This is a genomic window from Legionella fairfieldensis ATCC 49588, assembly GCF_000621525.1.
In the GTDB taxonomy this organism is placed as follows: Bacteria; Pseudomonadota; Gammaproteobacteria; order Legionellales; family Legionellaceae; genus Tatlockia; species Tatlockia fairfieldensis.
Map to the genome: position 1 here is coordinate 22940 of NZ_JHYC01000013.1, position 25039 is coordinate 47978.

Sequence of the window (25039 nt, forward strand, 5' to 3'; positions counted from 1 at the left end):
CCAAACCTGATAATAATGTTTTAAATACCCAATGACAGTTTCAATTTGCCTTAATTGCGAGCAAAAGAAAGTATTACAGGGTAAATTTAATACACCGGGTCATTTAATTTACAAAAATAACTCAGAAAAAGCTACAATCAGTATTTAGGTATGTGAGTATTCAGGGGAAACAAAGGAAGGCTATTTAATGAGAAAGCTAATCCTTGTGAAGGCGCACAGAAAAAGCCTGAGGATATGTGGACGAGTCCTTCTGCCCAACCTCTGCCTTCGGGACGTGTGGACAAGGCATGCATAACAATAAAACGTTACCCACTCATTGGCTTCTCGACCACATAACCACAGGCTCCATAATAAGCGGTTTTTTTACTTTAGTAAAAACCCAAAAGTATTTGTCTTGAATAAATTATTTCTATGAATATTTTTAATTATTATAAAACGGCTTTTTTCGTCATAATTACAGCCGAAGCTTAAAAACAAATAACGTGATTCAGTTCACAAGGAGCTAATTCAATAAGCCCTGATGAGCGAGATGAATTCATTAATTGGTTTAGTGCTCCGAAATTTGCACCCCGACGCAAAAATCAAATAACGTCCTTGTGGATAATACCCTTTGAACCACTTTAGGCTCCAACTCAATAATTTTAGTAAGTTTTTAGCTGCGCCACTTGGTTCTCTACGGTGTTGCTCCCAATCACGTAATGTTTTGAGGTTAAAGCCAAAATACTGTGAAAAATCTTTTTGGCTCATGTGTAAGTTTTTACGGATTTTCTTAACATCAATGCTAGGAGTAGGAGTTACCCGTTTAAAACCAGAAAGCTCAGCATCCGTCAGAAAAAGAGCATCGTTATCCTCACTTGCATTAAGGGCTATTTCTTCCTCACTCATGGATTTTACTTTTTCCGAGTCAGTTTTGCCTTTAGATTTGGTCTTTGTAATATTTTCTTCATTTTTACTCGTCCTCCGCGCTGAAATCAGTCTTATGGACTTATATCTTAGAGTATAAACACACACCTAGAGTAATATGACGTTCTTCCCCTGAATCATGCATAATCGTTTTTTCAATGCGATTGATATCACTGAAAATCGCAACAGCATCGACAAAATCAATACCGTGCTTTTCGATATTGATCTTTTATTTATTATTAAACTTATTCTTATTCATGCTCTCACGATACGGCATTGCCGTACTTTCGTCCAATCGACCCGGATAATATTTGTTAATTGTTTATGGGGTTTGGAGTCCAATGGTGGAAAATGTACGCTTAGAGAAAGCATCAAAAAACGACCGTTTTTGAGACTGGTCAGAGAGATTTTATGAGGCTATATAAAATGAATCTTGAATTATTACAAATTTATCTCTAAATCAAAACATTCAAAACTCATTTAATAGCCTATTAAATAAGAATTCAGATGTTGGATTTTGGATAAGTTCCTCTTTTTGAGCTTTAGAAAGTGTTTTGATGTAGCGTTCGATGCGCATGGCCTTTATTTTGTCCCCCTTTATTTCCCAGCTTTGTGCAATTGAAATGGGTTTGAAGCTTCTCGTATATTTACTGCCTTTACCTGTCATGTGCTCTTGAAACCGTTTTTCCAGATTATCTGTATATCCTGTGTAATAACTTTGATTGCAACAAAGCAGGATGTAAACCCAGTAGACTTTTTCACACATGATTTGCTGAATAAATGACTGAGACCCGATTGAGATCGACTACGCTTTTCGCTTTCCATAATTCATATTCTGCTTGCATAAGTAACCAGCTTTCGGGTGATCTCCCGAATGCTTTAGAAAGTTTTAGTGCCATAATAGGAGAAACATCTGATTCACCCTTAATCAGGCGTGAAAAAGTAGAGGGTGATACATCAAGTTTAGTTGCTGCTGTTCTCAGACTAATCTTCAGTGGGTCGATATAGGTTTCCCTAATAAATTCCCCTGGATGGGGTGGGTTATGCATGTTCATTAGTGATAATCCTCATAGTTTACGATGTAGACATCGCCATCTTCAAATGTAAAAGTTACTCTCCAATTTCCATTAACTGTAATTGACCAACAATCTTTCCGCTGTCCTTTCAGTGGATGCAAGTTATATCCTGGCAAATTCATATCGTCGATACATTGAGCCGTGTTAAGCGCTGCAAGTTGCATTCTTAACTTATTTTGATGTTTTGATTGAATGTCAGAACACACGCCCTTTTCGAAGAACAATTGTAAGCCTTTATGGTTGAATGATTTAATCATATTAATATTGCAGCATGTTGCGCATCGAGAATCAATCATTACTGTAAGCCCCTATTTTAATCGAGTTAGTAACCTATTTTAAATTTCAGACCTTCAATTTTATCGTTTATCCAATGCCATTTAGTCAGGTCGCACTCTTCAATCTGGACGGTAACTTTTAGGCATTTACCCACATAGTAAGATAAAGGGCGGGCTTTCTGATACAACATTAGAGCATCAACGAATAGATGGGTGTCTTCTTTAAATTGGGCTAATTTGAGCAGTACTTCCATTTTCTGTTGTCTGCGTGCAATTTCTTGAATTAAATCTTGATCGAGAGAATTAATTGCTATCATGTAAACTCCTTTTACATAGTTTGTTATTAACAACCAAACGTATCATGTTAATGTCATTATGACCAGTATTGGTTGTAATTCTTGTAGTCAAAAAGGTTATTTTTTGTTCGTTTGTCATTTTATTCAAGGCTAAAGTATACTTCGAGCTAGATGATGTATCGACCTGTTGTAAAACATGGTTAAATATTGGTCGTTAATGTCAAAAATTATAAGCGTCGCGGTTGAGCATTTGATGAACAAAATGTAGGTTTAGAACGCCAGAACATTTATCGATAGTACTCGAACAAATTATCTCAAACTCACTTCTTATCAGGAACTTGGCATAAAGATATAGCAGTTGGATTTACCCCTGCTTCTTGGATAATTTTGATCAAACTCTAGACAATACTTGTTCTTCGGTTGTACAATAAACGACTTATTTTTACAGGAAACTTGGACGCATGAAAGCTCTATCAGAAATATTTGTTCAATTGTGTGACATTATTAGTGGGGTATCATCTGGAGATTTAACAGAATTAATTAATGGAGCTCCAGAAGTTTTTAGTTTTCAAGATGATTTAGGGGATAATCTCTTACACATTGCGGCAGGTTCTAATAATTTAGAAGCAATTTATTTGCTATTGACGAAAAAAATTTCCTTAGAAATTAAAAATAAAAAAGGCTTTACACCGCTTTGTGAAGCTATTCTTGCTACCAAAAACGAAAAATACCTAGATACCATCAAATTATTGATTGATGCTGGAGCCGATGTTAATACTAAAGATGTTTCAGGTACTACTCCGTTACATTTGGCTGTATACCGAAAGCAAACTGATGTTGTTAGGTTATTACTTTCTCGTAAAGATATTGTCATTAATGCTACAAATATCCAGAAATATACTGCGCTTCATGTTGCTGCCATATACGATTGTGCTGAATTAGGGGAAATTCTTCTCAAGCATGGCATTTTAATTAACGCATTAGATGAGCACAAGCGAACGGCATTACAATTGGCGCTGACTGCAAGCAAACCGGAGAAAACAACAGATAATTTCATAAGGATGTTATTAACGTTTACTCCAGATCTGGAAAATGAAGATGAGCACGGCCAAACAGCATTATTTTATGCATGCGGTGAAAAAAATTTTGAAGCTGTAGCTGCTATGATAAAAATGGGGGCAGATCCTTCTCATGCTACTTCAAAAAAAATTTCCCCTTTAGAGGTGGCTCTGTTTGATTGCAAAGATACTCACATGTTTAAGCTGCTTTTTAGTGGAAATTCTGCCACAAAGGAGTTATTCGATATTGTATTGGCTAATGACCGTAACAAACTGTCATCATATTTAAAAAATAATGCTTCTCGATTTACCCAATTTCAATTGGAAGTATTTTATTTGTTTGCATTTAATAATGATCAATTTAATGTAGCACACGTAATTTTGTCTTGTAAAAATAATTTGTTTCCCTTAAATAAAAATTTAATTAAATTCAATAGAGATGAATACACATTGGACGAAATAGCCTATTTTTTTAGGGTGGGTTTCAATATTATTTCGGGAAATTCGTCAGAAGATCTTGATGCATTAATGAGTCTTGTTCCAAAAATTTGTGACTCTACTGATGAGAATGGCCATACGTTGTTACATTTTGCTGTTAGTTTTAGGAATGTAAGTGCCGTACAAGCAATTTTAAAAAGAAATCCTTTTTCAGAAGCTAAAAATAAGTTTGGACTTACCTCGCTGTACCTTGCGGTTTATCGGTTCGATGATGCAGTTAATGATACGTCTATGATTGATCTATTTCTCGACGCAGGAAAAAATATTAACGCAAAAAATAACAAGAGTATTTTATTATATCATGCCGTCATATTAAATCGTATTAATTTAGTGAGGAAACTTTTAAATCAAGATAAAGAGCTTCTTCATTTAAAAATAAGCGAAGGAAGAACCGCATTTCACCTTGCCAGCGGGCTTGGATTGGTGAAAATAGGTGAAATTCTGATTGAAAATGGGGTTGCTATTGATGTGGCAACTGATTCAAATGAAACCGCATTGTACTATGCAGTGGCTAATAATCAGTTGGATTTTGCCAAATTGCTCATTGAGCATGGCGCGGATCCTTACATCCGATTTAACCAAGTAAATCCAATAAAAAAATCATTACATTTCTGTGAAAATATTGATTTAATAAGAGTATTATTCAGCAAGCATCAAGGAACTGCAGAATTATTTGATATTATATTATCGGGTAACGACGTTGATTTAGTTAGTTATGTGGAAAAAAATAATAGTTTGTTCACTAAAAATCAGTTCGAGGGTTTATTTTTATTTTGTATCAACAGCAGACGATTTAAATTAGCGAATTTGCTTTCATCTTACATTGATAAATTATTTCAAAAATCAATTTGTCCTTTAGAGAACCGCTTTGAGCTGAGCATCGTCAAATCCGTTGAATGGAATGCTATTACTTCTTTTAGTTTCCCCGTTGAAACAACGGAAGAATTGCAAATGGCTCTCAAGGATGCTTTTTTAAAAATTGCTTTATTATTAGCACAACCTCGAACTTGTATTAATCTTTTGAGCGATTTAGATAACCAAATTAAAGAATATCAGCATCATTTTAATCATAACTTTTCTAAAATAGATTCTGACAATTTTTTTGTGGCTTCTAATATTCCTTTTCCCGCTGAGCCAAAAGATGATTTAAAAAAAATTGATTGCCAAGGGCTGTTGCATTATTTGATGCGAACGCAACTAAATAAATTTGGTATTGATACTCAAGAAACATTGTACTATTTTGCAGGATTCGTTGATTCGAAAGTGGCTGATGAACTGGTAAAGAGTGGTGCATTATTTAAAGAGCAATTTTTAGTAGGAAATGCTTTAGTTCATGGCCAATCTCATTATTTTCAATGGTATATCTTATCGCGTGCATTAGAAACTGGCCTTCTTTGGTTTAAAGGAAATTTAACTTTGCTTGATGTTTTAAAAGCAGTTATTGAGGTTAAAGTTAAAAAGGATAATAGTTCAGTCTGGCCTGCTTTAATTGACTATTTTCCTACCCCGCCAATCTATTATTATGATTTCGGTTCACCTCATTTATTAAATAGTGCATTATTGTGTGATGCAACAAATCCCCATCTGAGAGGTTATTTACGCAATATATGGTATAAAAGTATTGAAAAATTTCAAAATGCAATGCGCTCTCTTTCATCTGAACCACTTTCTTATGAAAGCATCATTACGGCACAAGTTTTAGCCGGTCCTGTTTTTGATCTTTTCAAGGGTATGACAATGAAAGAAGTTTCTCATTATTATGAACATGTTGCAAAAAACGAAGCGTGCTTGCTTTCGGATCAAGATAAAAGTGATATCTCAGTCAAGCAAGGAAATCATAATAAAGATAATATTTTAATCAAAAAAGCAGAACATCGTTTTTTTAAATTGAAATCAACCTTATTCCCTAACATTGAAAAAATGGCATCCGAGGATAAGTTTAAATCTTCTATCGATATGCATTTTTAATCTCAGATTCAACACCATTAGCAATATTTCTTTGTGCCGGATAAAAAATGAAAATTTAAGATAAGATTTTTTCTACATTAAATGTTTTTATGATACTAATTCTTGTCAATGTATAATTTACAAAGAAATAGTTTCCTAGTAAACTAATTTAATTTAACAAAGTAAGTAATGGTAAAAAGAACTGTCAGCACTTTAAAGAGCCATATCGGTTATCACCTGCGAGTTGTTTCAAATGAAGTTTCTCAAGCGTTTGCAAAAAAGCTGAGTAAATTAGATGTCACTGTTGCAGAGTGGGTCATTATGCGTGAAATGTATAGTATGCAAAAACCCACTTCACCAAGTGACATCGCAGAAATAGTAGGACTAACTCGTGGTGCTGTTTCTAAATTAATTGTTCGTCTTTTGAATAAAAATTTAGTTACTCGAACTGAATCTTCAAATGATGGTCGATTTCAAGAGATTAGATTAACTTCTAAAGCAATTAATCTTATACCGAGTCTTGCTAATTCGGCTGATGAAAATGACAAATTGTTTTTTGGGGTTCTTTCCGAGAATGAAAAAACTTGCCTTATTAAAATACTAAAAAAGTTAACTGCTCACCATAAATTCAATAAGAACCCTACTGAATAATCAATAAGGAGAAATCTATGTCAAAGTTAGTAGAAAAATTAAATGAAACTCAGAAATATGCTATGTCTATCCGACCAGAAGTTAAAGGTTTTCCATTTCTAGCAGAAGCACTTCGCCAATCTGGCGTTATTATGAATCGTTGGATACTACCTTCATGCCAATCAGTTTATACATTTAATGAAGGTGTGGTAGTTCAACAAGGAACTCCTTTATTTACAGGGTCATTTGAATTTCCAGAGTTTAATCGCGATGCATTGATAAAGGCCATTCGAGATGATCAAGAGGGTAGAAGTACTTTCCAAGAATTTTTAATTTCTGCATGGCACGCTGGTGTCGTTGGTTATGATATCAATTTTTCAGGGCGAAAAGTTATTTATTATGGTGTTACTGGTAAAAGTTACATTGAAGAGTATCCTGCAGTAGAAATTAAATAGGGATACAATAAAAAACCTGTTTTTGAAAACGTTTTAAACCGACAGTTTCAAGTGACCGAACCTGATCGTGCCTATGTTTCCGATATCACTTATATCATGGACACATGAGGGCTGGTTATATCTGACAGTTATGATTGATTTGTTTTCCCGAAAAGTGGTTGGCTGGGATATGAGTTCCAGAATGAAAGCCGATGTTGTTTGCAATGCGTTGACCATGGCGACATGGCGCAGAAGACCAGAAGCAGGTTTGATTGTGCATTCTGACCGAGGCTCTCAGTATGCCAGTAACCAATATCGGAGCCTTCTATTTGGGGTTACACGTCAGTTATGGATAAGCGCACTATTTAATTTAGTTGTTTTTATGGAGGGTTTTCGAGGCTTAATAGCATAAGCAGCAAGCCCACCAATCAGATTGACTAAAAAATTAAGAGGGCTATGATGTCGTGAATGCTCAATATGGCAAATGGATTTAAGCTGCTCAATGCCCGTTTCAATTAGATTTTTCTGAGCCAAAAAGAATTTGTCAAAAGCAGTCTTATTTTCTTTTTCATATTTTTTTTGAGGTTACATATAAAAATCGAGCAAATTAAATTGCTTACATCGGGCTGAGGTTAATTAAGTTTGACATTTGATGAGCAAGTATTTAATTAATTTATTATTAAATAATCAATTAATGGCTACTTACTCCATCATTTTGATTCGATAAATTGGTCAGTGATGTCAGAATCATAAGCGTCTACTTTTTTCAGAATTAAATCATTAACCCTAACTTTTCGTCTTGAGATTAAAAGATAGGCCAAGGGTACAATGTACAAGGAAAATAAGGTACCTACTGACATACCGCCAATAATGACTAATCCTAACTGTTGTCTGCTTTCACTGCCTGCACCTGAAGCAAGTGCCAGTGGTAATGAACCGAGAATCATTGCCAGGGTAGTCATTAGAATTGGTCGCAAACGAATTTTTGCGCTTTCAATAATAGCAGTCTGTTTGCTTTTGCCATAGTGAAGTTGTTGATTGGCAAATTCAGTAATCATAATACCGTGTTTTGTAATAAGACCAATGAGTGTAACAATGCCAATGTTAGTATAAATGGATAAATTTTCTCCAAATAAAAAGAGGGTTATGACGGCACCCACTAAAGATAGAGGCACACTAAATAAGACAATAAAGGGATCAATGAAACTTTCAAATTGAGCTGCCAATACCAGATAAATAAATAACAAGGCTAACAGGAACGCATAGAGGCTATGATTTGATGATTCAATGTAATCTTTAGCTACCCCAATAAATTGGTATTGAATGTCATCCGGTAATCGCTCTTTTAGTAAAGTTTGTATATCTTTGATAACCTCATTGAGGTGAGTTCCTGTTACGGGTTCCGCGGTAATGGTCGCTGCACGTAAGCGGTTTAAGTGAGGCAGACTGTCCGGGCCTATAGTATTATGAATCCGAATAAGAGTGGATAAAGGGATCATTCGACCTCGTCTGCTTTGTACATACAGTTTATTTAAAACCGAGATGTCACGCCGTTCCGCCTGTTGTAATTGAAGAATTACCTTGTAGGATTGGCCGTCATAATTAAAATTGACAGGATTGCTACCGCCTAACATGGTTGATAATAATTCGGCGACATCGGCCAGATTGATGTCCAAATCAGCGGCAAGCTGACGGTCAATTTCGATATCAATTTGCTCGCTATCAAGTGCCAAATTGTTTTTGACATGCCTTAAGCGCGGATCGTCTGCCAAGGTCTTAACTATTTCACTGCTTATATCATTTAAACGTAAATAGGAACTATTCCCCAGAAGAGAAACGGCGAATTGACTGTTTGCTCCGCCTCGGCGCCCGAACGGATTGGGATTTACCGGAAAAACACTGACCCCCGTTATTGTCTGCATCTTTTCTGAAAGTTCCTTGCTTATTTCTTTTTGCGTACGTTTACGCTCATTCCAGGGAACTAACTTTAATAGAGTAAATGCTGAAGCAGGCTTGATTGAGGTTAGATACGCCGCTTTTTCCGGAATTTTTTCATAAATAGCTTCCAGTTTACGAGCATAGTGATCGGTATAATCGGTGCTGGAATTAGTAGGCGAAGAAATAGGGCCAATAATGTAGGATTGATCTTCAACAGGCGCGAGTTCTGCACCGAGATGATAATAGCAAAAGAAACCGATTGCACAAAAAATGAATAGAATGCTACCCAGATGGCGAGGATGATTCAGGGCTATTATCAGACTGGCTTGATATTGAGTACTTAGTTTTTCAAATTGTTTGTCTAACCAGCGACTGTATTTATTTTCCCTGTTTTTTAACAGACGTGAGCACATCATGGGGGATAAGCTTAACGCAATTAAACCAGAAATAATAACGCTGAGGGCCAGAGTGGTGCCAAATTGTAAAAAAAGTTTGCCAGTAAATCCTGTGATAAAACTCATTGGTGCATAAACAGCAGCGAGAGTAATGGTCATTGCCAGTATAACAAATACAATTTCGTTAGTTCCTTTAATAGCGGCCTGCCTCGAACTTAAGCCAGTTTTTATATGACGATGGCAATTTTCCAAGACGACGATAGCATCATCTACCACTAAACCAATAGCCAGAACCATGGCTAGCAAGGTCAGCGTATTAAGCTCAAAACCAAACCATGCCATTGGGCAAAAGGTGCTTATCAGACAAATGGGGATAGTAATTATAGGTATTATTGCGGCACGGATGTTTCCTAAAAACAGGAAAACAACCAAACCAACAAATAAAACAGCCTCAATAAAACTCTTATAAACTTCCGAAATGGATTGTTTGATATGACGAGTTGAGTCGAAAACCAGTTGAATCTGAAATCCGGGTGGTAAAGTTTGCTCCAACGAAAGAAGTGTTTTTTTAACCGCAGCCGCTACTTCAATCGGATTCGCTGTAGATTGAGCCAGGATAGCAAGTCCTACCGCCGGTTTACCATTAATGCGTAGTAGATTATCTTCATTTTCGCTACCTACGCTAACGTGGGCAACTTCGCCCAGACGAATTAATCGATTACGGTGTTGCGCAACGATTAACTCCGAAAAATGTTTGGCATCTTGTAAACGTGCATGTGTAACTACCGTATAATAGCGATTGGTGCTTTTAATTTGTCCACTTGGAATGTCTATATTTTGTTGGATCAGTGCTTTCTTTATTTCAGCTACGGTGATGCGATGGGCTGCCATCTGTACGGGTTCCAAAGCAATTTTGACTGCGTAATCTCGCCCTCCGTGATAGGTTACTTCCCCCACTCCCTTAATTTCCTGTAAAAGCGGTTTAATGTTGCGAGTCACGTAATCCGTAATTTCCAACGGGCTTCTGGATTGATCATGGAAACCAATCACTGCAACAGGGTTGGCATCGGCATCATTTTTACTGACAGTAGGAGGATGGCTATCTTTAGGTAACTTTATCTGGAGTGCAGAAAGTTTATTGCGAATGTCGTTAACGACCTCATTAATATCAACACCCAATTGAAAATCAATATTAATTCGGCTCTTGCCCAGCAGGCTGGTTGAACGCAAGGTATCAAGTCCCGGAATACCAGATAATACATTTTCTATGGGAATAGTAATTTCTTTTTCTACTAACTCCGGGCTTGCTCCATCAAAATCGGTAGCGATATGAACAGCAGGTTTATCGATGTTAGGTAAATGTCGGAGTGGCAATTTGCCAAAATTAATAAGACCTGCAATAACCAGAATAAGGGTAAGAACAATAGTGAAAACAGGACGTTGTATACATCGTTGAGGAAAATTCACAATGGCACCTATCCCTGATGAATATCAATAACGCGACTACCTTCTTTAAGTTTGTGCTGGCCACGAATGATAACAATGTCGTCACGTGTCAAACCAGTACGAATTTCTGTCATGGAAGCATGATGAACGCCTGTTTTAACCCGCACAGCGACGGCTTTATTGTCACGTAAAACAAAAATTTTCTGCCCGTTAATAGTGGGAATAAGGCTTTCTTCTGGAACAAGCAGGCGTTTCTTTTTTTCTCCGAATTGATGATTTATTCGAACGAATAAGCCTGCTGACAATAGATGTTCCGGATTATTAATTAAAGCTTCAACAGCAATAGTACGGGTTTCTTTATCAATGGCAGGAGCAATATAGTTGACAATGCCATGAAATTGCAGATGAGGAAATGCGTCAGAGCGCACGATTACTTTTTGATTAACCAGCACGCGCGGCAAATAACGTTCCGGGAGATTGTATTCAACACGCAACTTTTGATTGGCAATCAAGCGGACCAGGGGTTGCCCTACTTTTACATATTGACCGACGCTAATATGTCTTGAACCTAAAGTGCCTGAAAAGGGAGCGCGTAAGCTTAACTTTTCAAGCTGAGCCTGTTTAACCTTGACGTTATTCTGCTTTTCTTTCAAATCAGCAAGCGTTCTATCTAAAGATTGCTCGGAAGCGAGGCTGCGTTTGGCTAACTCTTTCATCCGGTTGTAACTGGTTTCACTGAGGATGAAATTGGCTTTCGCACTGGCCAATTCGCTTTTCAAAACGGTATCATCAAGTTGGATAAGTAATGTACCTTTCTTTACATTGGCTCCCGGGGTGAAATGAATGGCTGCAATTTGTCCGGCCAGTTCAGAGCTGATGTCAATGTTATCAGTACTCGCAAGATTGCCGAGTGTTTCGAATTGTTCTGCCAGGATTTTTTCTGTCACGGGAGCGGTTTCTACGGTGATTGCTTTGGATTCTGTTGAAATAGTGCTGACTTTTTTATGATGAGAAATAAAAATACCGCCTAAAAAAATCACAAATACCATAAGAAGGACCAGTGAACGGTATTTCATGCAGTAATTAGCCCGAAGCGAAGGAATTAAAGAGTATAAAATACTTTAAGCCAAGTTTCAAAGAGCCTGGGGCAATTCGCCTGCAATAAATTATTCTTTAATTTACGCTACTTATTGTATCACGCTCAACATTAATTCTTATCCTCAGCGACCCATTGGGTTAGCACTTCAATAATTTTTTGTGCCTGGTCATTACTGGAAATATTGAATTTTGATTTCATCCAATATTGATTATTTCGTTTTTGATAACGTCTGATGGAATATTTTACCGGACCAAAATCATTCTTGCTATTATCCCAATCCTGATAGCGAAACATAATGGTAGTCCAGGCTCCTTTTGATAAAACATGTTTGCCTAACTCTTTTGTTGTTTCAGTACCATCTTCACTATAAGCAATAGTTAAATCATCAATTGATTCGCTCATGATGCATTCCACTCTCTAAATTAATCGATGGATTGTAATTTGCCATTAACAAATGTCAAGCTAATTGGTGATTGATACTCACCGGGCTGATAAATCCATACTTCGGGACGTTGATTAGTTTGTATAGGTTGATTGATATAAGTATTATTAACTATAGAAGGGCTGCCACAAGCACCATAGACTTGACTGACCGGGTCGCCAGCCTCAATGCTGTTTCCTCCGCAAATGGAAAAAGCATTGGTATTGGAGCCATTAATACGAACCGAACTGACTTTATTATTGATTACATCCACTTCCAGTTGAGCACCACCGCTGACTCCCACAGGAATTGACCAAACCCCGTAGAACGCACGTTGACTACCTTGATTATTATAGATGAGCTGCTGTACAGGTACTTTTTGCATAACTGGCTGATTGGATAGCTGTTTACTCAAAGGTTGGCCACAAGACGCCATGACCTGATCCGGGGTCATTCCTATGTTGATATACCCATGGTTTTGGGGACAATAAAAAGATTGCACACCTGCCAAGGTACTTAAAGGAATGAAAGCTATTCCTAAAGCTACTGCCAAGCGATTAGTCATAAGCTTGCTCGAAAAAATCACGCCTTGACCCAAGTATAGCTTCTTTATCTAACTTTTGCCGTAAAAAATAACCACCTCTGCTGTGTCTATTCTCCTGGCTAAAACAGGCGATTTCTGCGCTCCGATTAGGAGAAGAATAATCTTTCGAGTCAGACTAACCTTAATGGCAATGAAGCACTCATAAAAAGAGCGATGGCTTTTAAGACAACCATAACGATAAAAGGTGAAAAATCAAACCCGGAAATATCAGGAATCAAGCGGCGTCCCAAAATTAATAAAGGATCAGTAATAATTTTTATGACGTCTGCTACTGGATGGTGCCAGTGTGGATTCACCCAGCTCATGATAACTCGAATCAAAATAAGATAAAAAAGAAAATTACAAGGTTGTGTAATCAGATCGGCTAAAACGAATAACAATAAATAAGAGACGGGGATCAGGGTTCCATACAATAGAAAGCCTAGCAGAACGAATTTGCATAATTCGACCAGGATAAGTAAGGCAAAACAGGGCCAGTCATAGCACTGAGACAGTTTTTTTTGCGGTGAAATGAAGCGCTCCAAAGGTTTTACCAACGGATCTGTAAACGTGTAGATGGCGTGACTGACCGGATGCAAGACGCTTATTTTAAAGTAACGCAAGGCAAGGCGTGTCCATAAAACAAAGAGGACCACACTGAAAAACAGAGTGGATAAAAAATAACTTACTGCTAATAATCCTGACATTATATCCTCTTGGATCTTAATTAATAGTTAATATGAAAAGTAACCGTTCACCAAAATTTTTGAAGTTTTTTTTATGATTACATACTAAGCCCTAATTGATTAGCCCGTTCAGTAGCAGCGTTCATCGCTTTAAATATCAGTTGAGCAAATCCCTGTTGTTGCAGTATATCGATTGCCGCAGCTGTTGTACCAGCAGGAGAGGTCACCTTTTTTCGTAATGTACTTAATTCCAATGAGGAATTCATGGCCAGATTTAAAGCACCATCCATCGTTTGGAGGGCAAAAATTTTGGCAATTTCTTCATTAAGACCCAAGTGTTTTGCCGCATCAATCATTGCCTCTAAAAAAAGAAAAATATAAGCTGGCCCGCTACCGGATAACGCTGTAAAAACATCCATTTCAGTTTCCTGTGTTGCCCAGGTAATAATTCCGCAGCGTTTAAAAATTTGTTCTGCGCATCGTTTTTGAGGTGGTGTCACAGAGGAGTTGGCAAAAAGTGGGGTCGCCCCTTTGCCTATAGCAATCGCAATATTGGGCATGGAACGTATGATTGCCTGTTCTTTAGGACAATGCTGAGCTAACCAGGCCAGAGTTAATCCAGCGGCAACGGAGATAATCAAGCAATTTTCAGGTAATTTTGTATTAATTTGTGTTAATACCGCGGACATATTGACAGGCTTGACGGCTAAAATAATAATTTCGGCATCAGCAATAATTTCCAGATTGTCATAATGAGTAATAATTCCTTCTCTGGTTTTTCCCACAGAAAGAGAAGGAGACGACGCGTAAATTTGATAATTATCATCAGTTGCTAAAGACTGAGCAAGAATTTTTGCCAGATTACCAAACCCAATAAAACTTATTTTCATTTCCATGAAACCTTAATTAACGTACTATGCCTGGACAAGTTTGGCGAGCGCCAAAAATGGCTGTACCAATACGTAGTATAGTACTCCCTGCACGAATTGCTGCAACCAAATCATTACTCATCCCCATTGATAAAGTATCCATTGATAAATGAAGTTCTCTGTTTAATTGATCCTGTAAGTTAGCCAGACGTACCCAACTTCTGTATTGTTCTTCTTCATCTGATCGGGGTTTGGGAATAGCCATTAAACCTTTTAATTTCAGAGACGGTAATTGGCTAACTGCCAAGGCAAGTGGACTAATCTCTTCAGGTGAAACGCCTGTTTTATTTTCCTCACTATCCAGATTCACCTGGAGGCAAATATTCAGAGGCGGTAAATGTGGAGGTCGGTATTGAGCAAGAAGTCTGGCTGTTTTTTCCCGTGAAACGCTATGAACCCAATTAAATTCTTTGGCTATTTCCTGTGTTTTATTACTTTGAATCAGACCAATAAAATGCCAGGAAAGAGGCAAGTGCCTTAAAGCAATCAGTTTAGGTTGCGCTTCTTGCCAATAATTTTCGCCAAAGTGGGTTACTCCTGCGGTAAAAGCCGCTTCAATTGCACTGATGGGTTGTCCTTTACTCACTGCCATAAGCTCAATGCTCTCAGGTGAACGTTGATAACGATTTGCGGTGGCCAGGATAAGTTTTTCAATAGCAGACACCCTTGCGGCAATGGTCATGATGTCCTCTTTTATTATTTAAACGGTGCAAGATATCAATTAACGGGTAGAAAGAAAATAGGCTTTCAGGTAATCTGGATTTGGATTAAGCAGGGAATTAAGATGATTGTTGCCAAATTATTAGTTTTTGCCGTAGAAAGACGAGCCTCCGATGTGCATTTATCAGCTGGTTTAGCGCCTATGATTCGTGTAGAGGGTGATTTGCGTAAACTTGAACAAGCTGTTTTATCTCATGACGATATCATTAAAATGATGCACGAGTTGATGACTGATAAGCAGTGGAAAGATTTTGAGGAGCAGTTAGAAACTGATTTTTCCTTTGAAATAAGCAATCTGGCACGTTTTAGAGTCCATATGTTTATGCAGACTCGTGGTGTAAATGTAGTTTTTCGGATTATCTCTCCAAACATTCCATGCTTGAATGAATTGAATTTACCTGCTCATATCACGGAAATTGCTTCTTATACGCACGGTTTGGTTTTAGTGACTGGCCCTACTGGTTCAGGCAAGAGCACAACACTTGCAGCAATTATTGATTATATCAATGATAACCGTCAGCAACATATTCTCACCATAGAAGATCCTGTCGAATTTGTCCATTCGTCTAAAAATTGTTTAATTACGCAACGGGAAATTTATCAGCATAGTCCGTGTTTCAGTAAGGCATTACGATCGGCTTTACGTGAAGATCCTGATGTAATTTTAATAGGCGAATTACGCGATAAAGATACGATTCGTCTGGCTATGACGGCTGCTGAAACAGGACATTTGGTGTTAGCAACCTTGCATACCAATTCAGCGACAAAAACAATTCATCGGATTATTGACGTGTTTTCGGGCGAAGAAAAAGCAACGATTCGTTCGCTACTCTCCGAGTCCCTACAGGCTGTAATAGCACAACGGTTAGTGAAAAAAAGAGAAGGGGGGCGAATTCCTGTGTGTGAGTTAATGTTTTGTAATCCTGCGATACGTAATCTGATTCGCGAAGATAAAATTGCCCAGATGTACTCTGTTATCCAGACAGGACAAGCGCAAGGAATGCAAACCTTTGATCAGCATTTAATGCAACTTCTGAACAAAGGTTGGATTACGGCGCAAGTGGCTTATAAGATGGCAACGAACAAGGTGATATTTGACTTGCCTGATACTCGATAACTTGATTCGCGTAAAGAGAGGTTATTTTCTCCTATGAAAACTTCACGAAGCAAGGCTCTTTAAATGTTTATGAGTGGTAGCAGTTCCTTGCTGCTGATTTGAACTCATAAAAAAATTAGCGGAAGTTGTGTACATGTCAGTATTATATTTTTCTAAATATAAAAGATGAGTTTCTTCTTCAATTTCTTTTTTCGTAGGTTCTTCGAGGGTTTGGGCTAATTGGAAGCGGGATTAGTCATTGCGGTACCGTGCCTAAGCACGGTAAGAAGACAGACAAGTTGTTTGATACTTAAAAATAGAAGCGTTTATCCAAGCTTGGTTGAAAGTCATTTTTTACATCTAACTGACGTGTTGGTGTTAGGCCGTTAATTCTCCGGCATTCTTCTGTAACTGGATTAGCTCAAAGATACCGCTTTCAGCTAATGACAACATGTTATTGAGTTGTTCACGACTAAAGCTCTGATCTTCCGCTGTTCCCTGCACTTCAATAAAATGCCCTTCTTCATTCATTACTACGTTCATATCCGTTTCAGCCAATACATCTTCAGCATAATCCAAATCTAATACGGCCTGCCCCCGGTAAATTCCTACTGAAACTGCTGCAATATAATTAAACGCAGGCATTTTGCGTATTTTTTCTCTCGATACCATCCAGGTCAGCGCGTCTTTCATGGCAACGCAAGCACCCGTAATTGCAGCGGTGCGAGTACCGCCATCAGCCTGAATGACATCACAATCAATAGTCAATGTATTTTCGCCTAAAACCTTTAAATCAATACAAGCACGGAGAGAACGACCTATAAGTCGTTGGATTTCAAGCGTTCTTCCACCCTGTTTTCCTTTGGTGGCTTCTCGCTCTGTACGACTATGGGTGGCACGTGGCAGCATACTGTATTCAGCAGTAATCCAGCCTTGATTCTTGCCTTTTAGAAATCTTGGTACGCCATCGATGACCGAAGCATTGCATAAAACGCGGGTGTCTCCAAATTCAACGAATACAGAACCTTCAGCATGATTAGTAAAATGACGGGTTATTTTGATGGGTCGCAATTGGTTAGGTTCACGATTACTGGGGCGCATGATAATCCTCGATAAAAAGGATCAGTATAAACTTTTCATAACCACTATGCACCTATGCAGGGCGATCTTTAGCAAATCTCTCCTGTTTCCCCTGTTTTTTCTTTTGTCCATTAGTGAATCGTCAGGCACCTTGGGGTAAAATCTTGCATTTGAATAAATTTGCTTTATAGTCGCTTCATTCTCACTGATTAGTACTATTATGACTCACAGCATGACGGCTTTTGCCAGAGTACAGCAACAATTTGATACCGGCATATTCTGTTGGGAAATCAGATCGGTAAATCATCGTTATCTTGATGTGGCTTTTCGGTTACCGGAAGCATTTCGTTTTCTTGAAGGAAATTTACGAACTCGATTACGGGGCAAGTTAAATCGGGGCAAATTGGAATGTTATCTCAAATTTCAGGATTTGGGAGGGAATAATCAGGCATTGTTAATTAATGAAAGTCTGATCAATAAATTGATTGACGCGGGAGCCAGTTTGGCTGCAACAAAGCATGTCGCTAATGATCTTGCTGTGTCCTCTATTCTTGCATGGCCTGGTGTCGTCCAGTTAACAGAGCCGGATATTGATGTTTTGGCTCACTCCGTTGAACAATTATTTCAAGAGGCATTAGATCAACTTCTTGCGGCAAGACAGGTTGAAGGACAGGCTTTGCGATTGCATGTGCAAAATCGTCTGATTAAATTAAGCCAGGAGGTCACTCAGGCAAAACAACAGGTAGTTTCTTATAGGGAGCAATCACGAGATAAGTTATTAATGCGTTTAAATGGATTGCAAATGGAAGTAGACAACCCTCGTATTGAACAGGAAATTGCTCTCATCTTGGCTCGGATGGATGTTAATGAAGAATTGGATCGCTTGCAAACCCACATTGCGGAGGTAGGAAGAATAATGGAGAGTTCCGAAGCAGCAGGACGACGTCTGGATTTTTTAATGCAGGAATTGAACCGTGAGGCAAATACGTTAAGTTCCAAATCGGACTCTATTACCTTGACTCAACATGCTGTTGAAATGAAAGTGCTTATTGAGCAAATGCGAGAACAAATTCAGAATATAGAGTAAAATTATGACAGATTCTTCTTCAGGAAATTTAATCATTGTTGCTGCCCCTTCAGGGGGGGGGAAAACCAGTCTGGTGAAGCAATTGGTAAATTCCTTAGCTAACATTGAAATATCCATTTCGCATACTACGCGCAAGATTAGACCCGGCGAAAAAGAAGGCATTGATTATTTTTTTATCAACGAAGCACAGTTTTTAGAAATGATAAAAGCGAATGCGTTTATTGAACATGCTCAGGTTTTTAATCACCATTATGGCACTTCGGTCACTCAGATTAAGACGCGATTACAAGCAGGAATGGACGTGGTTTTAGATATTGACTGGCAAGGCGCGCAACAAATCAGAGAAATATTTCCAGATTCTGTGTCGGTGTTTATTTTGCCACCTTCATTAGCCGTTTTGAAACAACGATTAATGAATAGAGGGCAGGATGACGAGGAAGTGATTGGAAAACGTATGAAGCAAGCTCAGGCTGAGTTAAGTCATTACGCTGAATTTGATTATCTTATTGTCAATGATGAGTTTAACAAAGCCGCTCTTGAATTACAGACCATTGTAGTGGCTAATCGTTTACGAAGCGCTCGACAAATGATAACACAAAGAAAATTGCTTTCATTCCTGTTGACATCGCAGTAAAATAGATTATTTGAGTAATTATTCTCTCTGTGGAGAGTTAAGTGTTGTTAATCGGGGGATGATAGTATGGCGCGTGTGACTGTAGAAGATTGTTTGGAGCATGTAGCAAATCGTTTTGAATTAGTCATGGTTGCTACTAAACGTGCGCGTGATATTGCTGTGCGCGGAGAGCAACCTTTGGTTGAATGGGAAAATGATAAGCCTACCGTAGTGGCTCTGCGAGAAATTGCTGAAGGTTTGATTAGCGCGGATATTTTAAATAAAGACTAGTATAGTTGGTATTTCTACTATTCCATAAGTAAAGGAAGCCCTGATCATTATCAGGGCTTTTTTAGTTCAAGTCAGCAATAATGGGGTTTATCATTAATAATTATGATATCAGCGTTTATTTTATCAAACCTGCGGTAAACTACTCGGGTAATCCAGCCTGAGAAACTGAGCAGTCATGTAGGGAGAGTGTGTGAGCTACTTTAAGGAGTTAGAAAAAGAGCTTGAATGCTACCTTGAACAACCATTTATTGAGAAATGTTATCAGGCTTATCAAGTTGCTGAAGAAGCACATCAAGGCCAAATGCGCCGTTCCGGAGAGCCTTATATTACTCACCCTGTTGCTGCGGCGCTGATTTTAGCCCGTATGCGCCTGGACTATCAAACTATCATGGCTACATTGCTCCACGACGTGGTGGAAGATACTGCTGTCAGTAAAGATGAATTGGTGCAACAATTTGGCGAGGATGTGACTGCTCTTGTTGATGGGGTAACCAAGCTTACCAAAATTAAATTTGAGTCCCGCGCAGAAGCGCAGGCAGAAAATTTCCGCAAGATGGTGCTGGCAATGGTGAAGGATATTCGCGTCATTATTGTCAAGCTTGCTGATCGTTTTCATAACATGCGTACCTTAGGCGCTATGCCCTCAGTGAAACGACGACGGATTGCGATAGAAACGCTGGAGATTTATGCGCCCATTGCCAATCGGTTAGGGATGCATGCTATTTATACCGGTCTTGAAGATTTAGGCTTTCAAGCACTTTATCCCATGCGGTATCGTGCTATTAAATCGGCGGTAGAAAAATCACGAGGAAATCGCCGGGAATTAACTCAGAAGATAGAGCAGGACTTGGCGCATGCCCTAAAAGAACTTAATATTCCCTATGAACATGTTTTTGGCAGACAAAAGCATTTATATAGTATTTATCGAAAAATGCGTCAGAAAAAAGCATCATTTACGGAAATCACCGATGTGTTTGCTTTTCGGATTATTACGGAAGATATTGATTCCTGTTATCGGGTCATGGGCGCTTTGCACCGAACCTATAAACCAGTGCCCCAACGTTTTAAAGATTACATCGGAATACCCAAGGCAAATGGTTATCAATCATTACATACCACGTTGTTTGGACCCTTTGGCGTCCCCCTCGAAGTGCAAATTCGCACCCGGGATATGGATAAAGTCGCTGACAATGGTGTAGCTGCGCATTGGATTTATAAATCTTCAGGTTTGGAAGTCAATGAAGCGCAATTACGCGCGCGGGAATGGGTGCAACGCTTATTAGAAATGCAGCGGAGCACAGGAAATTCACTGGAATTTATTGAACATGTCAAAATTGATCTTTTTCCTGATGAAATTTACGTTTTTACGCCCAAAGGTCATATTATGGAGTTGCCGAAAGGTGCTACACCTGTTGATTTTGCCTATACAGTCCATTCGGGCGTAGGCAATAGTTGTGTGGCAGCCAAAGTAAATCGGCGTTTGGTACCTTTAAGCATCCCGCTTACCAATGGACAAACGGTAGAAATTATTACTGCTCCAGGTGCGCATCCTAATCCGGCCTGGTTAAATTTTGTTGTAACTGGTAAAGCTCGTTCTAATATTCGCCATTTTTTGAAAAGCCAGCAACATGCTGAGTCCATTGTTCTGGGTAAACGTTTATTGGAGCAATCATTAACCGAATTGTCCAGTGATTATACGAAAGTGCCGCCTGAATCGTTGCAGGCTTTGCTGCATGATTTAAATTATAAATCTGCAGACGAATTGCTTTATGCGATTGGTATTGGTAATCAGATGCCGATGGTGATTGCCAAACGTTTGGTCATTAGTCAGGATAGTAATGAATTAGAAAAAACAACAAAAAGTCGCCCATTAGCTATCAAGGGCACAGAAGGGATGGTTGTGCATTTTGCTGATTGTTGCCAACCCATTCCCGGAGATAATATTGTAGGGCGTTTTCAACAGGGACGAGGAATTATAGTTCATACGAGTGATTGTCCAAATATTATTCATGGTCGCAATAATCTTGAGCAGTTGATTTCTCTTCGCTGGGATGAACAGGTACAAGGTGAGTTTTGGGTGGATATCACCGTGGAAGTGGCGAACCAACGCGGAGTTCTTGCTGCTTTGGCTACGGCAATTTCTGAAGCAGAATCAAACATAGGCAATATCAATGTTGATCCGCGTGACGGGCGACATAATGCCGTAACTTTTTCTATTAGTGTACGAGACAGGAATCATTTGGCTCGAGTAATGCGTCGTTTACGTGCCAACAAAGTAGTCGTACGTCTTTATCGTAAAAAGCAGGGAGATAACTGATGCAAACCATTCATACTGATCTGGCACCGGCGGCAATTGGTACTTATAGTCAAGCTGTTCGCTGCGGCAATACGGTGTATCTATCGGGGCAAATCCCTTTGGCCCCTGAAACAATGCAGCTTTGCAGTGAGGAAATCCGTCTTCAGATTGATCAGGTTTTTGCTAATTTAGCAGCAGTTTGTGAAGCTGCAGGGGGTAGTTTGGCCGCACTTGTCAAGTTGACCGTCTATTTGACTGATTTAAATCATTTTCCTTTGGTCAATGAAGCGATGAGTCGTTATTTTACGGAGCCTTACCCTGCAAGGGTAGCAATTGGTGTATCTGCTTTACCACGCGCCGCTCAAGTAGAAGTAGATGGAATTATGGTATTGCCTGCTTCTGTAGATTGAGCGTCCTGTGAGTAATGAGCAATCTTTTCAAATCGGACGTTTAATGTTTGTCATTGCCTGGCTGATCTTTTTTATTTTGTTATTTTTATTTTTTTATTATTACAATCAAAATGAAAAAGCCTCTTATCATGTTCAGCATGGTACGGTAACTATTCGGGCAGATAAACAAGGACATTATCGTCTGGAAGGTTATGTTAATGACTATCCCGTTGAGTTTATGATAGACACAGGAGCTACCCTGGTGGCAATTCCTCAAAAACTGGCGACTCAAATGAATCTGGAGGGGCGCTATACTATTAGCATGGGTACTGCAAATGGCGTAGTCACTGGTTCTTTAACCCGATTGAAGCAGCTTGGTTTCGCAGGTTTTACTCTGCACAATATAAAAGCGGTTATAATACCAGGGAGCGAGGACAATGTCGTTCTGTTAGGTATGAATGTTTTGTCTCAATTTAATCTATCGCAACAGGATAAGCGACTAATTATAAAAAAATAAGTATCCGTTCAAGGACATGAACGCTTACAAAAATAACGAGTTGGTATGAGCATAATCACTCTTCATAATGTCACTTTAAATTTGGCTTCTAATCGTTTGCTTGATGCAGTGGATTGGCAGATACAGCCTCAAGAGAGAATTGCTCTGGTAGGGCGGAATGGTGCTGGTAAATCGACATTACTTCGCCTTTTGCAAGGAGAGTTAATACCCGATAGTGGCCAAATCAATCAATTAAATGGGCTGCGCGTGGCGGGTTTAACCCAGGAAGTTCCTTTAAATGATAGCAGGGAAACCGTTTATCATTTTTTGGTAAGAGGTCTGGGTGAAACAGGAGAAGTGCTTAATCAGTTCCATCAATTATCAGCGGGAGAGGATTTAGCCGCACTGGCCCGTTGCCAGCAACAAATGGATAATCTCCATATTTGGGATTTAGTACCTCGAGTTGAAATGATGGCAACTCGTTTGGATTTGGATCTCAATGCATCCATGAATAATTTATCCGGAGGAATGAAGCGCCGCGTATTGTTGGCAGCGGCACTCATTGCAGCGCCAGATCTTTTGCTTCTTGATGAGCCTACTAACCATTTGGATGTGAGCACCATTGAATGGTTAGAAGCTTATTTGAAATCGTATACAGGCAGTCTGTTGATTGTAACGCATGATCGAGAGTTTTTGGCACAAGTTGCTAATCGTATTGTGGAAATTGATCGAGGGAAACTCCATACTTATGATTGTAATTACGATACTTATCTGGATAGACGAGAGGCGATGCGTTTAAATGAACAGAAACATAATAGTTTGTTCGATAAGCGATTGGCTGCCGAGGAGGCGTGGATACGTACGGGTATTAAAGCACGACGTACACGCAATGAGGGGCGAGTTCGTGCATTGAAAGCCATGCGTGAACAATATAAAGCGCGTCGTGAACAATTGGGGAAAGTTCAGGCTTTAACGCTTGATGTTTCCCGTTCAGGTAATTTGGTCATTGAGGCAAACAAAGTCAATTATCAACTTCAGGATAAACTTTTAATCAAGGATTTTTCACTGTTACTAACGCGGGGCGATAAAATAGGAATTATCGGCCCCAATGGTTGTGGCAAGACCACGTTAATCCGTTTGTTACTAGGTGAGTTAACCCCGACTACTGGTACCGTGCGTCAGGGAACCTCTCTTGAAATTGCGTATTTTGATCAATTAAGACGCCAGTTAGATGAAAAACAAACCGTAATGGCCAATGTGGGTGACGGGGCTGATTATGTTACTTTAAATGGCAAACAAAAACATGTTGCCACTTATTTACGGGAATTTTTATTTTCGCCGGAACGTTTTAATCAGCCTGTCTCAACCTTATCAGGGGGGGAGCGCAATCGTTTATTACTGGCAAAATTATTAGCCAAGCCAGTTAATTTATTGGTTATGGATGAGCCGACCAATGATCTGGATATTGAAACGCTCGAATTACTGGAAACCCTGTTAGTGGATTATCCAGGGACTATCCTTTTAATCAGTCATGATAGATCTTTTATTAATCATATAGTGACTTCTGTACTGGTTTATGAAGGAGATGGACGGTTCAATGAGTATGTGGGGGGTTATGATGATTACCGCGTGCAAAAAAAGCAAGAGGGCATTTTGCCCGTGGGTAAATCCATTAAACCCAATAGCAAAGCGAATAAATTAAGTTTTAATGAACAGCGCGAATTAGCTCGACTGCCGCAGGAAATCGAAACTCTGGAACAGAAAATTACAGCGTTACAGATAAAAATGACTGAACCGGATTTTTATCAGCAGGAAGCGCAGGTCATTAGCTCACATAATCAACAGCTAATGAATGATGAAAAAAAATTATCACAACTTTATGAACGTTGGGAAATTTTAGAGGACAAGGGCTAATAGCATGGACAATATGTTAACAGTCGCTCTGGTGGTATTAACATGTTCTATTATAGTTTTCTTTTCGCAGGAGTTTGTCAATTTTTTCAAAAAACTCTTTGCCATTCCTGGCATGACGCTTTTTTTACCTCTACTTTTGATTACTGCCTTGCTTGTTTATTATGAGCCATGGTTTTCATGGATCTTGTCAATAATCCAGACTATTTTCGATAAGTTGGTCGTTGCTATAGCCAATGTTCTGTCTTTCCATCGAGGCGTTAAGTATGTTGCCAGTGTTTTAGTGTTGTGGAGTTTATCAGTTTTGCCAGTGTGGATTATTGACGTATGGTATAAGCGAAAAACCTATCATGCTTTTTCCTATTCTTACTTGATAAGCACAGTAATCTGGTTAGTAGCTGCGGCGGTGTTAATCGTCAATTTACAATAATAACGTTTACTTATCA

Annotated in this window: 25 protein-coding genes and 2 pseudogenes; 13 read left to right on the forward strand and 14 right to left on the reverse strand. The window is 38.8% G+C overall.

What is annotated here, in order from left to right:
- Nucleotides 1–507: 507 nt before the first annotated feature.
- From T345_RS15300 to T345_RS0104320, 5 genes are all read right to left on the reverse strand, one after another.
- Entirely contained in the window at nucleotides 508–885 is a 378-nt protein-coding gene (locus tag T345_RS15300) for a helix-turn-helix domain-containing protein (RefSeq protein WP_207385047.1), read from the reverse strand.
- Nucleotides 886–1372: 487 nt separating this feature from the next.
- On the reverse strand, nucleotides 1373–1669 hold the full coding sequence (locus tag T345_RS0104305; RefSeq protein WP_028388256.1) for a GIY-YIG nuclease family protein: 297 nt from the start codon (nucleotides 1667–1669) through the stop codon (nucleotides 1373–1375).
- Complete coding sequence (locus T345_RS0104310; RefSeq protein ID WP_028388257.1) at nucleotides 1662–1958, reverse strand: HigA family addiction module antitoxin; 297 nt, start codon at nucleotides 1956–1958, stop codon at nucleotides 1662–1664. The genes T345_RS0104305 and T345_RS0104310 overlap by 8 nt, the downstream gene beginning before the upstream one ends.
- Nucleotides 1958–2275 carry a type II toxin-antitoxin system RelE/ParE family toxin gene (locus T345_RS0104315; RefSeq protein WP_345940156.1) on the reverse strand — a complete coding sequence of 106 codons (318 nt, stop codon included), beginning with the start codon at nucleotides 2273–2275 and terminating at the stop codon, nucleotides 1958–1960. The genes T345_RS0104310 and T345_RS0104315 overlap by 1 nt, the downstream gene beginning before the upstream one ends.
- A 26-nt stretch (nucleotides 2276–2301) precedes the next feature.
- Nucleotides 2302–2571 (reverse strand): hypothetical protein, encoded by a 270-nt coding sequence (locus T345_RS0104320; RefSeq protein ID WP_028388259.1) that lies wholly within the window; start codon nucleotides 2569–2571, stop codon nucleotides 2302–2304.
- A gap of 440 nt (nucleotides 2572–3011) precedes the next feature.
- Between T345_RS0104320 and T345_RS0104325 the strand changes: the two genes are divergently transcribed.
- The 4 genes and pseudogenes from T345_RS0104325 to T345_RS14745 form a co-directional block, all read left to right on the forward strand.
- Entirely contained in the window at nucleotides 3012–6074 is a 3063-nt protein-coding gene (locus T345_RS0104325; protein ID WP_028388260.1) for an ankyrin repeat domain-containing protein, read from the forward strand.
- A gap of 168 nt (nucleotides 6075–6242) precedes the next feature.
- Nucleotides 6243–6704: a MarR family winged helix-turn-helix transcriptional regulator gene (locus tag T345_RS0104330; RefSeq protein WP_028388261.1), complete on the forward strand. Its 462-nt coding sequence runs from the start codon at nucleotides 6243–6245 to the stop codon at nucleotides 6702–6704.
- A gap of 17 nt (nucleotides 6705–6721) precedes the next feature.
- Nucleotides 6722–7138, forward strand: coding sequence for a DUF1398 family protein (locus tag T345_RS0104335; protein ID WP_028388262.1), 417 nt, complete (start codon nucleotides 6722–6724; stop codon nucleotides 7136–7138).
- Nucleotides 7139–7144: 6 nt separating this feature from the next.
- Nucleotides 7145–7445 (forward strand): annotated as a pseudogene (locus T345_RS14745) (DDE-type integrase/transposase/recombinase); the annotation flags it as partial.
- A 14-nt stretch (nucleotides 7446–7459) separates the two neighbouring features.
- On the opposite strand, the pseudogene T345_RS15570 reads toward T345_RS14745, so the two are convergent.
- The 8 genes and pseudogenes from T345_RS15570 to T345_RS0104375 form a co-directional block, all read right to left on the reverse strand.
- Nucleotides 7460–7684, reverse strand: a pseudogene (locus T345_RS15570) (transposase); the annotation flags it as partial.
- 143 nt (nucleotides 7685–7827) lie between these two features.
- Nucleotides 7828–10917, reverse strand: coding sequence for an efflux RND transporter permease subunit (locus tag T345_RS13565; RefSeq protein WP_051555131.1), 3090 nt, complete (start codon nucleotides 10915–10917; stop codon nucleotides 7828–7830).
- 8 nt (nucleotides 10918–10925) lie between these two features.
- On the reverse strand, nucleotides 10926–11972 hold the full coding sequence (locus tag T345_RS0104350) for an efflux RND transporter periplasmic adaptor subunit (RefSeq protein WP_028388264.1): 1047 nt from the start codon (nucleotides 11970–11972) through the stop codon (nucleotides 10926–10928).
- 131 nt (nucleotides 11973–12103) lie between these two features.
- Nucleotides 12104–12397 (reverse strand): hypothetical protein, encoded by a 294-nt coding sequence (locus T345_RS0104355; RefSeq protein ID WP_028388265.1) that lies wholly within the window; start codon nucleotides 12395–12397, stop codon nucleotides 12104–12106.
- Between the two features lie 20 nt (nucleotides 12398–12417).
- The gene (locus tag T345_RS0104360; protein ID WP_028388266.1) at nucleotides 12418–12981 is read right to left on the reverse strand and encodes a DUF2845 domain-containing protein; all 564 of its coding nucleotides are present in this window, start codon (nucleotides 12979–12981) and stop codon (nucleotides 12418–12420) included.
- Nucleotides 12982–13130: 149 nt separating this feature from the next.
- Nucleotides 13131–13706 carry a YggT family protein gene (locus T345_RS0104365; RefSeq protein WP_028388267.1) on the reverse strand — a complete coding sequence of 192 codons (576 nt, stop codon included), beginning with the start codon at nucleotides 13704–13706 and terminating at the stop codon, nucleotides 13131–13133.
- 77 nt (nucleotides 13707–13783) lie between these two features.
- A complete protein-coding gene (gene proC, locus T345_RS0104370) occupies nucleotides 13784–14575 on the reverse strand; it encodes a pyrroline-5-carboxylate reductase (RefSeq protein WP_028388268.1) in 792 nt (263 codons plus the stop codon).
- Nucleotides 14576–14591: 16 nt separating this feature from the next.
- Nucleotides 14592–15296, reverse strand: coding sequence for a YggS family pyridoxal phosphate-dependent enzyme (locus tag T345_RS0104375; protein WP_028388269.1), 705 nt, complete (start codon nucleotides 15294–15296; stop codon nucleotides 14592–14594).
- 102 nt (nucleotides 15297–15398) lie between these two features.
- Between T345_RS0104375 and T345_RS0104380 the strand changes: the two genes are divergently transcribed.
- Nucleotides 15399–16451: a type IV pilus twitching motility protein PilT gene (locus T345_RS0104380; RefSeq protein WP_028388270.1), complete on the forward strand. Its 1053-nt coding sequence runs from the start codon at nucleotides 15399–15401 to the stop codon at nucleotides 16449–16451.
- A gap of 357 nt (nucleotides 16452–16808) precedes the next feature.
- Here the strand turns inward: T345_RS0104380 and rph are convergent, their stop codons facing one another.
- Nucleotides 16809–17531 (reverse strand): ribonuclease PH, encoded by a 723-nt coding sequence (gene rph / locus T345_RS0104385; RefSeq protein WP_028388271.1) that lies wholly within the window; start codon nucleotides 17529–17531, stop codon nucleotides 16809–16811.
- A 199-nt stretch (nucleotides 17532–17730) separates the two neighbouring features.
- Between rph and T345_RS0104390 the strand changes: the two genes are divergently transcribed.
- From T345_RS0104390 to T345_RS0104425, 8 genes are all read left to right on the forward strand, one after another.
- Nucleotides 17731–18597 carry a YicC/YloC family endoribonuclease gene (locus T345_RS0104390; RefSeq protein WP_028388272.1) on the forward strand — a complete coding sequence of 289 codons (867 nt, stop codon included), beginning with the start codon at nucleotides 17731–17733 and terminating at the stop codon, nucleotides 18595–18597.
- Between the two features lie 4 nt (nucleotides 18598–18601).
- Nucleotides 18602–19231: a guanylate kinase gene (gene gmk / locus T345_RS0104395; protein WP_028388273.1), complete on the forward strand. Its 630-nt coding sequence runs from the start codon at nucleotides 18602–18604 to the stop codon at nucleotides 19229–19231.
- Nucleotides 19232–19297: 66 nt separating this feature from the next.
- A complete protein-coding gene (rpoZ, locus tag T345_RS0104400; protein ID WP_028388274.1) occupies nucleotides 19298–19501 on the forward strand; it encodes a DNA-directed RNA polymerase subunit omega in 204 nt (67 codons plus the stop codon).
- A gap of 190 nt (nucleotides 19502–19691) precedes the next feature.
- Nucleotides 19692–21818, forward strand: coding sequence for a bifunctional GTP diphosphokinase/guanosine-3',5'-bis pyrophosphate 3'-pyrophosphohydrolase (spoT, locus tag T345_RS0104405; RefSeq protein WP_028388275.1), 2127 nt, complete (start codon nucleotides 19692–19694; stop codon nucleotides 21816–21818).
- The gene (locus tag T345_RS0104410; RefSeq protein WP_028388276.1) at nucleotides 21818–22207 is read left to right on the forward strand and encodes a Rid family detoxifying hydrolase; all 390 of its coding nucleotides are present in this window, start codon (nucleotides 21818–21820) and stop codon (nucleotides 22205–22207) included. Before spoT ends, T345_RS0104410 begins: the two co-directional genes overlap by 1 nt.
- A gap of 7 nt (nucleotides 22208–22214) precedes the next feature.
- Nucleotides 22215–22703: a retropepsin-like aspartic protease family protein gene (locus T345_RS0104415; RefSeq protein ID WP_028388277.1), complete on the forward strand. Its 489-nt coding sequence runs from the start codon at nucleotides 22215–22217 to the stop codon at nucleotides 22701–22703.
- 45 nt (nucleotides 22704–22748) lie between these two features.
- Nucleotides 22749–24596 (forward strand): ribosomal protection-like ABC-F family protein, encoded by a 1848-nt coding sequence (gene abc-f, locus T345_RS0104420; protein WP_028388278.1) that lies wholly within the window; start codon nucleotides 22749–22751, stop codon nucleotides 24594–24596.
- Nucleotides 24597–24600: 4 nt separating this feature from the next.
- Entirely contained in the window at nucleotides 24601–25023 is a 423-nt protein-coding gene (locus T345_RS0104425; RefSeq protein ID WP_028388279.1) for a hypothetical protein, read from the forward strand.
- Nucleotides 25024–25039: the final 16 nt, after the last annotated feature.

Coding starts and splice junctions, on each gene's coding strand:
- T345_RS15300 (WP_207385047.1), bottom strand. CDS start 885: ATGAGTGAGGAAGAAATAGCCCTTAATGCAAGTGAGGATAACGATGCT.
- T345_RS0104305 (WP_028388256.1), bottom strand. CDS start 1,669: ATGTGTGAAAAAGTCTACTGGGTTTACATCCTGCTTTGTTGCAATCAA.
- T345_RS0104310 (WP_028388257.1), bottom strand. CDS start 1,958: ATGAACATGCATAACCCACCCCATCCAGGGGAATTTATTAGGGAAACC.
- T345_RS0104315 (WP_345940156.1), bottom strand. CDS start 2,275: ATGATTGATTCTCGATGCGCAACATGCTGCAATATTAATATGATTAAA.
- T345_RS0104320 (WP_028388259.1), bottom strand. CDS start 2,571: ATGATAGCAATTAATTCTCTCGATCAAGATTTAATTCAAGAAATTGCA.
- T345_RS0104325 (WP_028388260.1), top strand. CDS start 3,012: ATGAAAGCTCTATCAGAAATATTTGTTCAATTGTGTGACATTATTAGT.
- T345_RS0104330 (WP_028388261.1), top strand. CDS start 6,243: ATGGTAAAAAGAACTGTCAGCACTTTAAAGAGCCATATCGGTTATCAC.
- T345_RS0104335 (WP_028388262.1), top strand. CDS start 6,722: ATGTCAAAGTTAGTAGAAAAATTAAATGAAACTCAGAAATATGCTATG.
- T345_RS0104350 (WP_028388264.1), bottom strand. CDS start 11,972: ATGAAATACCGTTCACTGGTCCTTCTTATGGTATTTGTGATTTTTTTA.
- T345_RS0104355 (WP_028388265.1), bottom strand. CDS start 12,397: ATGAGCGAATCAATTGATGATTTAACTATTGCTTATAGTGAAGATGGT.
- T345_RS0104360 (WP_028388266.1), bottom strand. CDS start 12,981: ATGACTAATCGCTTGGCAGTAGCTTTAGGAATAGCTTTCATTCCTTTA.
- T345_RS0104365 (WP_028388267.1), bottom strand. CDS start 13,706: ATGTCAGGATTATTAGCAGTAAGTTATTTTTTATCCACTCTGTTTTTC.
- proC (WP_028388268.1), bottom strand. CDS start 14,575: ATGAAAATAAGTTTTATTGGGTTTGGTAATCTGGCAAAAATTCTTGCT.
- T345_RS0104375 (WP_028388269.1), bottom strand. CDS start 15,296: ATGACCATTGCCGCAAGGGTGTCTGCTATTGAAAAACTTATCCTGGCC.
- T345_RS0104380 (WP_028388270.1), top strand. CDS start 15,399: ATGATTGTTGCCAAATTATTAGTTTTTGCCGTAGAAAGACGAGCCTCC.
- rph (WP_028388271.1), bottom strand. CDS start 17,531: ATGCGCCCCAGTAATCGTGAACCTAACCAATTGCGACCCATCAAAATA.
- T345_RS0104390 (WP_028388272.1), top strand. CDS start 17,731: ATGACTCACAGCATGACGGCTTTTGCCAGAGTACAGCAACAATTTGAT.
- gmk (WP_028388273.1), top strand. CDS start 18,602: ATGACAGATTCTTCTTCAGGAAATTTAATCATTGTTGCTGCCCCTTCA.
- rpoZ (WP_028388274.1), top strand. CDS start 19,298: ATGGCGCGTGTGACTGTAGAAGATTGTTTGGAGCATGTAGCAAATCGT.
- T345_RS0104410 (WP_028388276.1), top strand. CDS start 21,818: ATGCAAACCATTCATACTGATCTGGCACCGGCGGCAATTGGTACTTAT.
- abc-f (WP_028388278.1), top strand. CDS start 22,749: ATGAGCATAATCACTCTTCATAATGTCACTTTAAATTTGGCTTCTAAT.
- T345_RS0104425 (WP_028388279.1), top strand. CDS start 24,601: ATGGACAATATGTTAACAGTCGCTCTGGTGGTATTAACATGTTCTATT.